General features: G+C 50.8%; 18 protein-coding genes and 1 pseudogene. 4 read left to right on the plus strand and 15 right to left on the minus strand.

Features of this window, described 5'->3' with window-relative positions; translation table 11 throughout:
• The 13 genes and pseudogenes from ACTQ33_RS04150 to ACTQ33_RS04210 all read right to left on the minus strand — a co-directional run.
• Nucleotides 1–307, minus strand: a pseudogene (locus ACTQ33_RS04150) (hypothetical protein); the annotation flags it as partial.
• A gap of 947 nt (nt 308–1,254) precedes the next feature.
• Nucleotides 1,255–1,731 carry a hypothetical protein gene (locus tag ACTQ33_RS04155; RefSeq protein ID WP_441462472.1) on the minus strand — a complete coding sequence of 159 codons (477 nt, stop codon included), beginning with the start codon at nt 1,729–1,731 and terminating at the stop codon, nt 1,255–1,257.
• Nucleotides 1,732–2,936: 1,205 nt separating this feature from the next.
• Entirely contained in the window at nt 2,937–4,250 is a 1,314-nt protein-coding gene (locus tag ACTQ33_RS04160) for a DNA adenine methylase (RefSeq protein ID WP_441462473.1), read from the minus strand.
• A complete protein-coding gene (locus tag ACTQ33_RS04165; protein ID WP_441462475.1) occupies nt 4,247–4,933 on the minus strand; it encodes a hypothetical protein in 687 nt (228 codons plus the stop codon). The genes ACTQ33_RS04160 and ACTQ33_RS04165 overlap by 4 nt, the downstream gene beginning before the upstream one ends.
• A gap of 529 nt (nt 4,934–5,462) precedes the next feature.
• Nucleotides 5,463–5,720, minus strand: coding sequence for a hypothetical protein (locus ACTQ33_RS04170; protein ID WP_140400355.1), 258 nt, complete (start codon nt 5,718–5,720; stop codon nt 5,463–5,465).
• 40 nt (nt 5,721–5,760) lie between these two features.
• Nucleotides 5,761–6,072 carry a hypothetical protein gene (locus tag ACTQ33_RS04175; RefSeq protein ID WP_087233774.1) on the minus strand — a complete coding sequence of 104 codons (312 nt, stop codon included), beginning with the start codon at nt 6,070–6,072 and terminating at the stop codon, nt 5,761–5,763.
• Nucleotides 6,072–6,314 carry a hypothetical protein gene (locus ACTQ33_RS04180; protein ID WP_087233772.1) on the minus strand — a complete coding sequence of 81 codons (243 nt, stop codon included), beginning with the start codon at nt 6,312–6,314 and terminating at the stop codon, nt 6,072–6,074. The genes ACTQ33_RS04175 and ACTQ33_RS04180 overlap by 1 nt, the downstream gene beginning before the upstream one ends.
• A complete protein-coding gene (locus tag ACTQ33_RS04185) occupies nt 6,289–7,173 on the minus strand; it encodes a hypothetical protein (protein ID WP_087233769.1) in 885 nt (294 codons plus the stop codon). Before ACTQ33_RS04185 ends, ACTQ33_RS04180 begins: the two co-directional genes overlap by 26 nt.
• A complete protein-coding gene (locus tag ACTQ33_RS04190) occupies nt 7,170–7,733 on the minus strand; it encodes a metallophosphoesterase (protein WP_087233765.1) in 564 nt (187 codons plus the stop codon). The genes ACTQ33_RS04185 and ACTQ33_RS04190 overlap by 4 nt, the downstream gene beginning before the upstream one ends.
• Complete coding sequence (locus ACTQ33_RS04195; protein WP_087233762.1) at nt 7,730–8,974, minus strand: hypothetical protein; 1,245 nt, start codon at nt 8,972–8,974, stop codon at nt 7,730–7,732. Before ACTQ33_RS04195 ends, ACTQ33_RS04190 begins: the two co-directional genes overlap by 4 nt.
• Nucleotides 8,955–9,317 (minus strand): hypothetical protein, encoded by a 363-nt coding sequence (locus ACTQ33_RS04200; protein ID WP_087233760.1) that lies wholly within the window; start codon nt 9,315–9,317, stop codon nt 8,955–8,957. The genes ACTQ33_RS04195 and ACTQ33_RS04200 overlap by 20 nt, the downstream gene beginning before the upstream one ends.
• A complete protein-coding gene (locus ACTQ33_RS04205; protein WP_087233757.1) occupies nt 9,314–10,033 on the minus strand; it encodes a metallophosphoesterase in 720 nt (239 codons plus the stop codon). Before ACTQ33_RS04205 ends, ACTQ33_RS04200 begins: the two co-directional genes overlap by 4 nt.
• Nucleotides 10,034–10,187: 154 nt before the next feature.
• Complete coding sequence (locus ACTQ33_RS04210) at nt 10,188–10,571, minus strand: helix-turn-helix domain-containing protein (RefSeq protein WP_087233754.1); 384 nt, start codon at nt 10,569–10,571, stop codon at nt 10,188–10,190.
• A 158-nt stretch (nt 10,572–10,729) separates the two neighbouring features.
• Between ACTQ33_RS04210 and ACTQ33_RS04215 the strand changes: the two genes are divergently transcribed.
• Nucleotides 10,730–11,074 (plus strand): helix-turn-helix domain-containing protein, encoded by a 345-nt coding sequence (locus ACTQ33_RS04215; protein ID WP_441462479.1) that lies wholly within the window; start codon nt 10,730–10,732, stop codon nt 11,072–11,074.
• A gap of 41 nt (nt 11,075–11,115) precedes the next feature.
• On the opposite strand, the gene ACTQ33_RS04220 is transcribed toward ACTQ33_RS04215, so the two are convergent.
• Both ACTQ33_RS04220 and ACTQ33_RS04225 read right to left on the minus strand, forming a co-directional pair.
• Entirely contained in the window at nt 11,116–11,409 is a 294-nt protein-coding gene (locus ACTQ33_RS04220) for a helix-turn-helix domain-containing protein (protein WP_087233748.1), read from the minus strand.
• A 53-nt stretch (nt 11,410–11,462) separates the two neighbouring features.
• Nucleotides 11,463–11,774, minus strand: a complete 312-nt coding sequence (locus ACTQ33_RS04225) for a hypothetical protein (protein ID WP_308541976.1) — start codon at nt 11,772–11,774, stop codon at nt 11,463–11,465.
• Between the two features lie 449 nt (nt 11,775–12,223).
• On the opposite strand from ACTQ33_RS04225, the gene ACTQ33_RS04230 reads away from it, so the two are divergent.
• From ACTQ33_RS04230 to ACTQ33_RS04240, 3 genes are read left to right on the plus strand one after another with little or no spacing between them, the layout of a single operon-like run.
• Entirely contained in the window at nt 12,224–12,829 is a 606-nt protein-coding gene (locus ACTQ33_RS04230) for a recombinase family protein (protein WP_087233742.1), read from the plus strand.
• Nucleotides 12,822–14,702: a recombinase family protein gene (locus tag ACTQ33_RS04235; RefSeq protein WP_087233739.1), complete on the plus strand. Its 1,881-nt coding sequence runs from the start codon at nt 12,822–12,824 to the stop codon at nt 14,700–14,702. The genes ACTQ33_RS04230 and ACTQ33_RS04235 overlap by 8 nt, the downstream gene beginning before the upstream one ends.
• Nucleotides 14,703–15,488 carry a hypothetical protein gene (locus ACTQ33_RS04240; RefSeq protein ID WP_195450674.1) on the plus strand — a complete coding sequence of 262 codons (786 nt, stop codon included), beginning with the start codon at nt 14,703–14,705 and terminating at the stop codon, nt 15,486–15,488.
• Nucleotide 15,489 lies beyond the last annotated feature (1 nt).

Raw genomic sequence — 15,489 nt, forward strand, 5'->3', positions numbered from 1 at the left:
GCGGCTTGAAGTTGTGCGCTCTCGCGAAGAAATGCGCCGGGAAGCCTATGGTTTCCTGCCTGATGGGTGATTCGACAGCGCTTGCCTCAGCAATTGTGCGGTGCTGCCCTAGTGTTTCTTCCTCAATGTCCTCAGCTTCAGACACTTCTTCCGGCTGCTCTGGTTCCTCTTTTTCTGTCTCCACCATTTCCACTTCTTCCGTGGAGGCGGTTTTTTCCGGCTCATTCGGCTCCGTTTTTTCTTTGGTGCATCCCACCATGGAGATTACCAGAATGAGAATCAGAGCCAAAAGTCTCAGCTTTTTCATCTATATCTTCCTCTCATACGATCATACAGACTTCCCGACAAGGTTGCCCGCTGGGGGTGAGATGCTTCCCAGCCCCCATTGGGCTTCCCCGTCGAGATAAATAAAAGCGGTGCAGGGTAAACAATCCCTACACCGCATGGAGGTACGACACAGAAGCCCATTGCCCGGAAAGCCAACTTGCAAAAACACTGGGTTCCCGGTATAATGAGCGTGGCGCAGTTCTACTGCTGTGTGGGTGGTCACGACACCTGCATAGGGGCGTGAGATGTTGGCGCATCTCACGTCCTGCCTCTATTTATCTCGATGGCACTATTTTACTTCAATTCATAACTGAGTGCAAGCAGTATTTCGTGGTTTGGATTCGTCCAGGCCACGTTTTTTATTGCCGTATTGCAGCATTATCCATATCACGCACTCAGAGTTTCTTTCATGTGGAACAATCACCCCCAGATCTTTTTATCAACATCACTGACCACACTATTTTCCGCTGTCTTGCCTTCCTCAGAATTTTGGGATTTTTTGCAACCACGCCGAAAACACCCCAATGTATACCAGATTTTTCAAACCTGTATCACCGGTAAAAATTCCTTTGTATGGCCTATTTTTTCTTTTGTTTCAATGAAAAAATTGCCCTTTTCATTTGTTCGGCTACTGGTTTGAATTTTTCCCAAAAGCCGGATGGCGTCATGTACCCCCTATTTTTCCCCACTGTCCACCATGGCCCGTATCATACCCCTCTCACCCCCTGTCTCTCATTCTGGGACCAGTTCCAACCATTCCCACCCCCTTCTACGTTTTCACAAAGTCCCCCATAAACGGCCACTGGGCCATTGTGGCCCTACATCTTGCACACCATTTCTCCAATGTGGTTTCTTTAAGTCTTGTACTTGTCCATTCATTCAGGACAAAGTGGGCCATCCCCCATGGGTGGCCCACTTTCCGGCTCGCTATTTTTTGGCAGTCTCTTTGGTTCTCTCTTGGGTCTGCGGCTCTAATTCCCATGCACACCGGAGGGTATCACCGTCCAGGACAACACCATTGACAGCCCCCAGATCCAGAAGCGCCTTGATCTTATCGGCACAAAACGTCTGACGGCCAAACCGGGAGGAAATGACTTTGAAGTTATCGCCGTCTCTCCGATAAACGGTATACATCAGATTGGCAACCGCTGCCGGGTCGGTGCTGGTCAAGGTACCAATACCAGTTTTGACCATGATGGCATGAAAGCCCTTGGCCTCATCCAGTTTCAACGCACCATTGGCATCCAGCACCATGCCCAGCACATCCCCGGCCTTGACTGCCTCGCCCAGCTGCTTGACCGTCCTACCGATCACTTCACCGCCATTGACAGCAGCGTTAAACACCTCATACCCCGTCACACGCTGGCCCAGGTCAACCCGATTGATGACAAACTTCTTTTCCATACTGTAATACCCCTTTATTCTTGATTGTTGGTCAGGTTCTATCTCCCAACCACACCTGGATTATAACGCTGTGTTCTTACGGTGACTGCTGACGATATAGCCGGAGTTTCCATATCTGAGTTGGTGAGTGTGTCGCAATTCAACAGTTCCATATGGTATCTATCTTTCTGGCTATGAGCCATTATTCTGAGTAGAGCTATGGTATAGTCAATTTATCTATCCAGTTTTGGTTTTGGTAGCGTGTAGTATATAGGGTGGTGTCGTTTGTGCGGTACCATCCTCATTCTTTTACTGGTGATACCTGAGTTCCATTGGCATCAGCCAAACATTACTTGCCTGTCAGTGATGGAATATGAGAATATATGAAAACAGCACTGTGCCAGATCGCACAGTGCTGTCAGTTATCATCCTCATTTGTTATCCTGTTTGAAACTCACCGGTATCCCATCCAAATCCTCAACGTTATATTATTTTTATATTCATGCTACTATTATTACATTATTTGTCGCAGTTCCAATGATACTCCCCTATGAGTCATTCTTCTATGCCTTGGGGGAGTATAGTTTTGCTATCCAGTTTTGTTTTTGGTAGCGTGTAGTGTGTAGGGGGGAGTCGCTTGTGCGGTACCACTCTTTTTCTTCTATGGGTAGTTACTGAAATATGTTTTGTCTCAGCCAAACATGATCTGCTTGCAACTGATTGAATATTAGAATATATAAAAAACAGCACTGTGCCAAATCGCACTGTGCTGTATCTACTCTATACTTAAAAAGTATCACCATTATATTCACGCTACTATTATTACATGATTTGTCGCAGTTCAAATTATATTCCCCATAAGTCATTCTTGTATGCCTTGGTGGAGTATAGTTTAGCTATCCAGTTTTAGTTTTGGTAGCGTGTAGTGTGTAGGGGGGAGTCGTTTGTGCGGCACTACTCTTTTTCTTCTATGGGTAGTTACTGAAATATGTTTTGTATCAGCCAAACACGATCTGCTTGCATTGGGTTGAATATCTGTATCAATAAAAACAGCACTGTGCCAGATCACACAGTGCTGTCATAAATACCTATATATATGCTATCCTATAAAATCAACAGAACATATATACTGCTTATAGGTCGTGGCTCAGTAACTCGGTAACTCAGTAACTTTCTGGTTGCCGCTCTCTTTCTTTTACAGTAGCACAGTTGTTTCCGTTCGTCAATCAAAAGTTTTTCCAAACAATTTCTTTCCGCACATTGCCAGCCACACTTCCCACACTGGTAGTGGTTTCAAACTCATACTTCTTCCATTGCGGTGCTTTCAGATATTGGTTATATAGGGCATTGTCGTAATTGCTCACGACAATCTTGGCACGGGCATTTTGAATGGTTTTCAAAAACAGCTCGTGATCCTCCCGGCCCCAGGACAGCTTATACGTTTTCCCCAGGTTTTTTGTGTCATCCTCGGGAGCCAGATAGGAGGGATCCAGGTAAAAGCATACAGCCTTGTCATTCAAGCGGTCGGTGTTCATTAAAAACGGCAAGGCTCCTACCTGTGTGACCTGGACGCCCAGCATACGTTCCGCCACATCATACAGTTTGCAAACCCTTGTCAAATACTGCTCCCGGCTCTGAAATCTCTGGGCGGTAAATACTTCTCCCATGCCGTCCCGGCTCATGGTATAGACAATCCATGTTGCAGCAGCCAAACTGACGTCATCTGCCACCTGAACCTCGTGATGATTCCCTGCATTGGCATATGCGGAAAGATACAATTCTCTCCCATACGCTTTTTGCATTTGCGTGGCGTCGTACTTGCTCGGCGCTCCTTGTTCAATGGCCTGTATTCTCTTTTGAATCCGAGCCTTTTTATCTGTGGTAGCGTCCGCTTTCTTCATCCCAGCGGCCAGTTTTTCCAGATATGCCTCCGTCACTTCCGCTGCAATCCTGCCGCCCGACAAACGCACTGTTTCCCGACAAATTGGCTGGAAAATCTGCAAGAATTCCTCTACATCCGTCTGGAATTGCCGTAGCATGGTGATTTCCTGTTCTGACAAACCACCCTTCTGCGTAAGATCATCCAGCGGGGTAAAGTCCATTTGCTCCCGGCACTGGTTGAGGTTCCTGCGAAGCTGTTTGATCCATGGCTCTGCGTCTGGATGCCGTTTGTTCAGTTCTCCCAAATACTGCTTGAACTGCCGTTTGATTTCCTCAAAGTAATCGTCCTCTTCCAGGTTCCTGAGCCGCACAGCGGCATAAAACGTCTCGGGGGTACACTCCGTATGGCTCAGGCAGTCAATGACCTCCTGGGCCTTCTGTGGGTCGCTCATGCAGCGCATAAACGCACATAAGCCAACACTGGCATCATTGTAGAGTTCAACATGGTGCCTGGGCTTATTCAAAAGCACCCTGGCCCCACCACCAAACGGCTCAATATAAACATCTGTATGCCGATAGTCCAGCATTTCACAAATCATGGGGGACAGGGCTGCTTTGCCTCCATAGTAGGGAAAGGCACTGAGTACTTTCCTGCTCATGCTTCTGCTTCCTTGGCTGCACCCTTTATGGCAGCGTCAAACTTCTCCTGGTACAAACAGACGCACTTTTTCTTGACCTTATCGGCACCCACCGGGGCCACATAATCCAAGCAGCCACGATTGACCAGTGTATAGCCTTTCTGGAATAAATACTCCTGTATGGCCTTGGGCGTTATCTTGCTCAGCTGGCTTTGCAGCAGTTCTTCCCCAAACGTTTTAACTGGAATGGCGTAAACCTTACAGCTATTCAATTCATGGCGTGGTTTGAGCGTAATTGCCTGTATGTCACCGGCTGAAATGATACTGTCCAGTAAACCCAAAATATCCTGCCATGTATCATCATCAATGACATATCCATCATAGGCAGAAATTGGCTCAAGAGAATAGTAGTTTTCTTTGATACATCTGGCAAGATCCATGCAGTCGGGCCGTGACAGCATGACGCCATACCGGTTTAGGGTCATCAGCCCTGCTTCCATGTCAGCCGGGCTAATCTGGATTTTGCCCAACAACTCCGAGTCCTTGATTTCCCCCTCATATGCAGCAACAGAAATCTTTTCTTCGTTGTTCCCCTTGTCATTCCCTTTATTTTTAAGCCGTTGGATTTCCAGGACAAAACCTTTCCCTGTAATGGTGTGCTTTTCTGATTTATCTGTATTGTCAATCGTCCAAAATTCTGCCACGGAAACCCCTCCTGTTGTGTTGTAAAAATAACCTAGCAAGCCCTGATGATTTACTTACAATGTATCATAAGACAGACTTGTTGTCCATGCTGGCAGAAATACGTTTTCAGGCACAAAAAAGCCCCCCTTATACCCAAAGGGAGGCCGTGCGAAAAAATTGTGAAAACTTTTACCAACCGATAGCCACAATACTCAGCAGTAGTCTATCATTTCATCAGGAAGGTCCCCAGGGATTCTCCCAGCACCTTACGGAGTCCCCACTGTTCTTTCATAAGTGAAAATTCCAGAAAATACTCAAAACAAGCCAAAACCACACGTTTTCCCCCAAATAAAAAGAAGTATGGTATAGGCAATACACCTATACCATACTTGACCTTTGGAGTGTAAGACCAATAAAGATGTTTGCGAAAACCCTTTATTTGCAAGGCTTTGCGGGTCAGCGCCGCTTATTTTTTCTTTTTTTCGGCTGGGACTTGGCGGATTTTCTGCCGAAGGGGGATTTTAGTGTAAGACCAAAAAAGATATCCGCCTATTCATACTTCTTCAGCTTCTGACAGCCATCGGTGAATCGCGTCAGCCCTTCTTCTCCCTCAAGGGCATCTTCATCCTGCGGCATATCGGGAAAGAGGTGTTCATTACTCAGCCTGTAATAATTGATTGGTATACTTCCCCCACGGCTTTTTTCCTGGGATTCTCGGATACAAAGAGCAAGAAAAATCTGCTCAAATCTTTCCTTGTCTTCAGGGGATAACTGCAACATATAATCTTCATTATGGTAATGTTTCATTTCTCAGCACCAAGGTTCCGATATGAGAAGGAGATGCCGCTTAGCCCTGACATTCATCCCGGATGAAATCATATAGGGCTTCCGGCTCCTTCAGACACCATTTGGTTTTTTCGTCTTCGGTCCAGACCTCATAGTCCGGAGCGGCATCGTAAATCCACCAGCTGATGTAGTCGTACTTGTCGTTGACCGCTTCCTCCAACACATTCAGTAAGGCGGAAAGAAGCTGCGGCCCGCCCTCAAAAACGAAATGACCATCGCCCACCAGATTGAGCGCCTCACTGAATTGTGCGTCTCTTTTCCTCTGGGCTTGGATCTTCCGCAGGGCTTCGCAGAAGGTTTTCTTGGACAGCATCAGAAATCACCTCGGGGTTCGTAGCTCTCCGCTTCCAACTCAGCTTTCCATTTCAGAAGCAGCGAAACGGCCTCTTCCTGCGTGGCAGGATCGGTGCAGAATTCAAAGAAACGCACGATCAGCATTTCCGGTGTCAGACCAAGTGGTGCTATCACTGTTTTCAGTTCTTCCAACACATCCGCATCCACTTGAATCTCCACAATTTCGTACTTCTTCTCATCCATTGGATTTTTCATCTCCATTTGAATCTTCCTGCCGGAGCTCAGCAAGCCGCTGCTGAAACAACTCCAGAAGTTCTTTCCAGACCTGCGGCTTCTTGAGAGGCTCCATCGGTTCTTCCAGTTCCCGCTCCAGATCGGCCACGGCCACCGACAGCGTCTTTTCATCGAACAGGCGGTAGTGACATCGGGCATATCGGACGACCGCTTCGCTCTCCTCATCTTCCGTTCGCATGGCATAGCGGAGGGCACAGTTGATGACACAGCCAAAGTCATCCACATAGTCGAAATCGAACCAGGAGGCCGGACAGAGGACAAGATCATCCTTCCCTTCATCGGTGATCACCAGCCCGATGTTTTCACGGCTTACCCGTTCCAACACGGCATCCAGATCAGCTGCCAGCGCCTGACGTGAGATGCGCTCCATGCTTTCCAGTGATTGTAAAATCGGCATTGTTTCCTTCCTCCTGTCCTCTTGTCCGATTTCTTCAGATATGAGCAGTCGGCTGAGACTGTTCCACAGCCGGGGATATGGCTCCTGTTCTCCATATCGGTTCAGATGATATTGAATCTCCGCCGCAGCGGCGGAACGGGTGCTCTCGTCCAGGCAGCTCAGATTCCGGCAGGTGAAATCCACAGCGATGCTGGGCATATAGGTGTGCCGTCCCATACTGTACCGAATCGCCGCCAGAATGATATGCCGCAGTCCTTCCTCCCAAACGGGGGCAAGGATTCTTGCCGGAAACAGCAGTCCTGTGTTCCCCTTTCGGGATTGGAGTGGCAGGCCGCTTTCCTCGGCTCGCTCCAGCGTGTGCTGCCAGTCTCGACGAGCGATGGAACTGGCCAGAGGTTCCGCCTCATAAAATCCCTTTCTTCTTTTCACGGCTGCACCTCCGGTTCCGCTTTCTGCTGGCCTTTATGCAGGAGATTGTTGGCTTCCATCTCCTCGAAGGTGACCGGCTCGAAGCGATTGACATCCACCCCGGCATTCAGCATCCGCTCGTTTGCCTGAATGAGCGGCCAGTAGTCCGCATCGGTATTTCCGTGGATGTGACCAAAGACCATGTAGCACCGCATGATATGCGGCCAGGACATCATGGGGTAGTGGCAGAGGGTGTACTGCCGCTTTCCGTCCGTGATATACAGCAGATTGCTCACGCTTTCAAAGAATCGCTCCGTCTGACAATTCTGGACCCATCCCCGGTCGTGATTCTCAAGGATGAGATGCTTCTTTCCCCGCAGCCGCCGCAGGTATTCCTCCGGCGGCTTTTTGCTCCGGTAGATGAGGTCGCCGAGGATATAGACGGTGTCCTTCCCTGTGACCTTGCGGTTCCAGTTTTCGATGAGGGTTTCGTCCATCTCCTCAATGCTGGAGAAGGGCCGGTTGCAAAGCCGGATGCAGTTCTCGTGACCGAGATGCAGGTCAGAGGTAAAGAAAATCATGGGGATTCACCGTCCTTCTTCAACCGGGGAACCGGGATTGGCTGCCACCGGCAGTAGTTTGCAAGTTCGTCCCGGCGCTCAAGGGGCAGATTCATAAAATCGACGATACGCTCGCCTGGGAACCAGGCGTGGCAGTAGGCGGGAAGAACTCCTTCCGGCACGATGCCGATGGGCTCCTCTCCGGTCAGGCGGGCCTTCAATTCCTCAGCATTGCGGATACATACGGGAATGTCTGCCCGATGGAGTGCGAGGAAGAAGTGGATGGCCTCCACCGTCCGGGTCTCCGCAAGACCGGCCACCGCCAGATAGTAACCATGCTCATCCCGGCACACGATGCAGTCGATGTGGGTGCTGTTGCCGCCCCGGCATACCTCCCAGGGGTGGCCGATGCGTGGCCGCTCTTTCAGCCAGCGATCAAAGGCATCGGGGGAATTCCCGTCCAATTTGGACAGGCCCTCGTCCCGCCCATCCGCGTGGAGAAGGTACTGCTCCTTGTCCGGTTTCTCCGTTCCGGCATATCCCATGGCCCGGTAGCCCAGAGCGCAGGCATGATAGAAGTCGTTTGCGGTCATGGACGGGAGTCTTCTGTTTGCTTCCAGGGGATAGCCTGCCGCCGAGGCAAGAAACTCATCCACCTCCTGCCGGGAGATATTCTGGAAGAACTTCTCTTTCCATTCGGGAAAGACCTTCCACAGATCCCGGCGCAGGACGGTTCCCGTCCGATGCCAGACGGGCAGATTCCGCTCCACCAGCTTCGGATAGCTGCCATCCTCCACCGCCTGCACGGCGTCCCGCACGGCTTCCTCCAGCCAGGAGGTAAATGGGGAGATGTCATGGGGGAAAGATCTCTCTTTGCGGCAGTCCACCTCCAGCACATGGTTATGGCTCAGGAATACCGCCCGGTATCCGATCTTCTGATCTTCACCGGCGGAAAAGTGGAACCACTCCACCTCCTCCGGGAACTCGGAACGCCACCAGGCTTCAAATTCCTCGTAGCTCTCCACCTGCCCATCCTCCCGTAGATCCTCAAAACTGCCGAAGTCCTCGATGGTTCCCCGCTCGGCACGAAGCCAAAGCTCCCAGCTGTTGTGCTCCGGGTCAGGTTCCAGCCGGTAGAGCAGCCGGAAGATCCGGTCGATGGCCCCATAGGATGCCTCGTCGTAGGAGAAAGAGCAGTCGATGTTTCGGTATCCCACCCGGCCCAGCCAGCTGATATAGTGCTTAATCTCCGGTGCCTTCATGGCGTTCACCTCCTTGTGCTTGTTGCGTTTCCTCGTCCGCTCTCTCCTCAAATTGGGTTCGGAAGAGAGCAATGTGTTCTCTCACAAGAGTAGGATGTTTGTCATAGACATGGCGGCAAAGGGCCTTGTACAGAGCAAGGAATCTCTGGTCATCCCCGAAGTCCATAAGGCCGTCCATGATCCGCTCGATCTCCTGCTCCCCGGTGATCCTGTCCTTCACCACCTGTTCCACCAATTGACTGTATTGCTGGTATGCGGTATCCATCAGGCGGGAGAGCCTCTGGACGGTTTCACGGATTGCGGCAAAGCAAGCCTCCCGTTCCGTTTTTTCTTCCTCTGTCATCGTATGCTATCTCCCGACAGGAGCTGCGGCGCCGCCTCCACACTGTGGAAGAGGAAGTGCATCCGGTCGATGCGCTTGTTGATATGCCAGTGGCCGCAGAACCAGTGATTGTATTGCAGCTTCCTCTCGATCTCCTCCAGCCACTCCTCGGTAGAGGCATCCACGGTGCTCTGGTCGATCATGGGGAGGAATGCTTCCCGCGGCTCATACCGATAGGGGCAGGTGTGGGAGAGAACGGTATCCACCTGCCAGCCGCAGGCATCCAGCGTCCGGATGACCTTCTCCTTGATCTCCTGAGAAGGCTGCTCGTCCGGCCACCAGCCATATCCTCTGTCCAGCCGGTAAAACTTGTCCACGCTGTAAGCCCCGCCGATTACCAGATGGCAAAGACCCTCCAGATGAAATATCTCCCCATCAGCAGCGAACAGCAGGCGGGGGTAGGTCTCCTCCACCCAGACCGTTCCGCCGTTCCATTCCTTGGTCTGGTAGGATGGCAGGGTAGATGGGCGAACCTCATGATTGCCGTGGATGCACAGGAGCGTGGGTTTCACCTGTGTCAAAAGCTGCTTCATCTCGGCATCCCGCCCGTTCAGGAAATAATTGGCCCCCACATCCCCCAGAAGGACGAGGGTGTCCTGCTCGGTCAGCTTGTGCCGGTCACAGAACTGTACGATCTCACGAGGGTTCCCGTGGATATCGCCCGTGTAGTAGATCATGGACTATCCCACCTTTCGCCCTCCATTATACCAACTTTGGAGGCCCATATCCTGGACTTTTCGAAAACATATTCACTTTCCCAAAAACATATACACTTTTACAGGCAAAAATCGACCGGCAGTCAAAGCACATGACTTCCGGTCGATTGTTTTCTCAGAGCAGGAATGTAAAATCGGAAGCATCCGAATCGATGCACTTCTCCCGGTGTTCTCGCAGAGCTGTCTTTAAGGCTTTCATCATGTCCAGCAGAATGAGAGCCTCACAGATGGTGCAATCTGAGAGGAGCAAGGTGATCTCCTCACTGGCGCACCGTTCCGTGTCGGTGATCTGCTCCATCAACAACCTTTCCGGCGATACGCCGAGGGCATTGGCGATGAGAACAAAGGTGTCCAGGCTCATACTTTTGAGGCCGCTCTCTATGTAACTGATGTAAGAGGGGGTTTTGTCCACCGCCTCGGCGAGCATTGCCTGGGAGAGATGGTTGCGGCGACGGGCTTCGCGGATGTGTTTGCCAATGGCTTTGTAGTCAAGACTCATAATAAGACCTCCAAAAAAATTGTAGCCTTATTATAGTGTCTGGCTTATATCATCGCCTTTGCCTTATATCAATTTCACCCCAAGTTGATATACTCTTAGAAATAGATTAACTGGAGAATATATTTCAAAAAGGGGGGGAGCCGATGGAGGAACATGGTTTGAACGAGCGTCAGCTGATTGGCTCCCGCATTCGGGAGGCGCGAGTCGGCCGGCGGATGAGCCAGGCAGATCTTGCAGCCAAGGCCAATATCTCCCTGCCTCATGTCAGCGCTATTGAAACGGGAAAGACCAATATGAAACTGGAGTCCTTCATCCGGATCATCGAGGCGCTTCAGGTGTCAGCGGACTCCCTGCTTCGGCCCGATGTGCCGGAGGTGCGGAGCCTCTACCAAAGTGAGTTTGACGAGCTGTTGGCCGATTGCTCCCCCAAGGAACTGGATTCCATCCTGAAAATCGTCCGGGAAGTGAAATCCACCATGACCAGAAGAGAAGACAACGATTAAAGCGGCGAGCCGAGGAGTGTTCCAAAGGCCCGCCGCTTTTCTTATGCAGTTGGTTTTTTGGGGACGAACTCCACTTTGAGACGCATCCCCAGGCCATCCGCCAGTCTTTTCAGGGTGCGGAGAGACGGATTGCCGGTTCCGTTTTCGAAACGGCTGATGTCTGCCTGGGCGATACCAGTCACTTCCGCCAGCTGCTTTTGCGTCAGCGACTGTTCATCGCGCCCTTCCAGAATCGCTCTCATGATCTGACGCTCCGGTTCGAGGGCATCCCACTCGGCTTTGAATGCGGGATCTCGGAGCTGTTCATTCAGAGTTTCACGAAAATTCTTGCCCATAGGTCAATCCTCCTTCCTCTGCTGGTAGTCCGCTCGATAATGTCTGTCTAATGTTATAACCCATACTTGTCGACTAAAACATCCCAGCGCTTCTTCGTTTCTGCATCAGAAAGAGATGTGAAAAGGCTAATTATTTTTCCGTCCTCACTATCAAATGTAATCTCATTGTATAATATGTAATCCCAAACTAATCGTCCAGTTTTGTCCCCGAAACGAGCAGGTACGCTATCGTGGATAAATCCATGTTGCTTAGATAGTTTTTCTGCAATTGTGAAGATAAGAGGGAGAGCCGCAGTTGCCACTTTAATCGTTGAAATGAGATCTTCTTCGCCCTCAATTCGCTTTTTTTCAATGCTATTGTCCATGCCGATAACCATTCCTTCCACTTCGAATAGTCTATTAGAATGCAATTTTAAGCTGGTTAAGTACCGTCTGTCGTTTCGTAGTATTTTGCCGAGAAGTTTTCCATACCCACCGCCTTCTCTCTATGTTCATTATATGTGTTATATCACATAATGTCAATGCACATTTCGTTTTCAGGAGTAGCACGGATGGCAGTACATCCTGGATAGGATAAAGCCGAGTGGCAAAATACTGCGATCTCACTATCTTCATCGTACATATATGGTGCAGAAGACTCAATGGGGCTCGTCTTGGGGTAGAAATGGGTTTGCAGCTCGCCGGAAGTCATTGTAATCTGAATCTTTTTTTCTCGTTCATCGACCAGGAGTCAAGTTGTTGACCTCTGGTCGATTTTATTTATAGTCTGTGGCCGCTATAATAGCCCGTAAGAACATTCGCAGGGGGAGCACATATGGAAGAGCTGGCAATAAAGGGCGAAGCAATGGAGCAGGAGATCATGCCGTCCTTTGATTTTCTGCTGGAAGGAGAGGCGGAAAAGAATGCGCTTTTGGCAGAGCATCGTGCCTGGTTAAAAGGCATTCGGCGGGAGCGCCCGCTTCCGAAAAACCATCACCGGGTGGCGGTATACATTCGCTACTTCAACCAAACCCGCTATGAGGATTATCTCTCCGCCCACAAAAAGCAGTTTTTGGACACGCTGGCTCTTTGTCCGAACTGGGAATTTGTCGGTTTCTATGTGGATGAGGGAAGCACCGCACCGAACATGGAAAACGCTCCAGAATGGGCGAGACTCCTGCAAGATTGCTATGAGGGCAAGGTAGATCTGGTGATCACCCAGAAGGCAAGCAATATTTCCAAGAAACTATCGGAGCTCTCTTTCTGTGCCCGGCTTCTTGCGGCGTTGCCAAAGCCGGTGGGCATTTACTTTGTTTCGGAGGATATCTACACAATGGCTTCCTACTACCGGGAGGATCTCCATGATCCGTATTTTCTGCCCGGTCCTGATTGGACGATCCTCCCCGATCACCAGCCTGGGAGGGAAATGCTGCATGATTGACAAGGCCACCCGCAATCGGCTTGCAGAACGAAAGGAACGGGTCCGCCGCCGGATCAACACAAAGGTTGACCCGGAGAACTACGAATTCATCCCTGCCAAGAAGCCTATCGACTACTACGACAACGATATTCCGCAACGAGTCGCCGTGTATGCCCGTGTTTCCACGGACAATGTCCAGCAGACATCCTCCTATGAGCTGCAGAAGAAATACTATGAGGATTTCGTCCTGCATCACCCCAATTGGACGCTGGTTAAAATCTATGCCGATGAGGGCATTAGTGGGACTTCCCTCGTCCATCGGGACGAGTTTAATGCCATGATGACTGACTGCCGCAGCGGTAAAATCGACATGATCATCACCAAAAGCGTGTCCCGTTTTGCCCGGAATGTGGTGGACTGCATCAGCATGGTCCGGATGCTGGCGGAACTGCCCAGCCCGGTGGGCGTGTTTTTCGAGAGCGAATGTATCTTTTCCCTTAAGGATGATTCCCAGATGGCGCTTTCCTTTCAGGCCACCATGGCGCAGGAGGAGTCCCATATCCGCAGCCGGAGCATGGAAACCTCCCTGCGGATGCGGCTGGACGGCGGCTTGCCTTTGACGCCCAAGCTGCTGGGCTATTCTCACGACGGGGATGGAAACCTGGTGGTCAACCCGGAGGAAGCGCCTACGGTGAAGCTCATCTTCTACATGTATCTGTACGGCTACTCCACCAGCGACATCGCGGCGGCGCTTACCGAGCTGGGCCGTAAGACCTACCTGGGAAATATCAAATGGACCTCCAATTCCATTGTTCAGGTTCTTCGCAATGAGCGTCATTGCGGGGATGTGCTGACCCGAAAGACCTTCACCCCGAACTACCTGAACCACAAGTCCAGGAAGAATCGGGGCGACCGCCCCCAGAGCCTTTACCGGAATCACCACGAGGGCATTGTTTCCAGAGATGATTTCATTGCCGTTCAGCACCTTCTGAACAACTCCAAGTATGGACATCGCTCTATCCTCCCGGAGCTGCGGGTGATTGACAGCGGCCTGCTCAAAGGCTTTGTAACCATCAACCCTCGCTGGGCCGGGTTCAAACCTGCGGATTACTTTCAGGCTTCCGCCAGTATCCATCCTCCCGATGAGCAGGCGGAAGAAAGAGCGCCTCTTTCCAGTGTCACTCTGGCTCCTGGGGATTTTGACATGAGGGGTTTTGAGATTACCCGCAGCGAGTTCTTTGATAATTACCACCGTCCTTATGTTCAGTTTCAGGATAAGAGGATCAAATTCAGCACAGCTTGTGTTCGTACATTTGGGAAAGACAACCATGTGGAACTACTGGTCAACCCAGTGGAGATGAAGTTTGCTGTCCGCACGGCGGAAAAAGGCAACCGCAATGCCGTCCTGTTCTCCAAACTGGTGGATGGGAAATACCAGCCCAGAGAGATTGCGGGTGCGGCCTATATGGAAACGCTGTTTCAGCTGTTCGGCTGGAGCCCGGATTTAAAGTATCGGATTGCCGGGCGGCTCTTTCAAAGCCAAAGTGAATCAGCGTATATTTTCGATCTCAATGACGCAGAGGCGTTTATCAAATCTTATCTGCTCTCCGGTCAGCAAGGCGAGCAGGATTCCCATGATTCTGTGCAGCCGCTCTCCATCTCTGGCAAGCGGGTGCGCGCCGTACCGGAGGAGTGGATTCATTCTTTTGGAACGCAGTATTATCTCCACCAGCAATCTTTCCAGCAGGTTCATGACCAGAGCGAGGAGGATTGGAAGATTCGCATAGAGGGGCAGCTTTACGAAACCGGTCAAAAACTCCATGTGACCGGTTTTGAGGAACTGAGAGACTATATCCGCCAGGAATTCAACCGGCGCGGAAAGGAGGAACCATAATTGAGCGAGGAGAGAGGCGAAAAACCCGGTGGTGTGATTGCCGGGATGCTCCGTTCTCTGGAAGGGGAGCAGACGGCCGGGATTGCTCCTGTCATGCCGGAGATGGAAGTGGACGTTCATCAGGCAGGTCATGAAGGCGATGATGTTCTGGAGACGGAGCGGGAATTCAATTACGAGGGCTACCAGGTGGTACGCCGGGAATTCTTTGCCCATATCAATGAGCCATCCGTGACCTTTAACAACTATAAATTCTATGTAAATGCTGCCTGCCTGAATCGATTCCCGAAGGTAGATTATGTGCAGGTGCTGGTCAATCAGGAAAGCAAAATATTGGCGATCCGCCCCTGTCAGGCAGAAGACCGGGATGCCTGCGCCTGGTGTACCAATGGCTCTGGCAGACGAAAGCCGAAGCAAATCACCTGCAAGATCTTCTTTGCCAAGGTGTTTTCTCTGATGGGATGGAATCTGGACTATCGATACAAGCTCCTCGGACGGGTGATCCACGCCAAGGATGAATGGCTTATCGCATTTGACCTGACTGCCACCGAAGTATACCAGCGGGTTCTGAAGGATGGCGAGAAGCCCAGAGCCTCCCGGACGCCGGTGTTCCCGGAAGGTTGGAAAACACAATTTGGCCTGCCGTTCCGGGAACATCAGAAATCCATGCAGGTTGATATTTTTGAAGGATATGCGGTGTATGGGCTTCGGGATCGTGCCTCTACGCCAGAAACGCCTATTGCGGAGGCTCCCATACCGGACGGAAGCGAAGAACAGAATCCATCATAGG

It is taken from the genome of Candidatus Avoscillospira sp. LCP25S3_F1, assembly GCF_052117125.1.
Lineage (GTDB): Bacteria > Bacillota > Clostridia > Oscillospirales > Oscillospiraceae > Avoscillospira_A.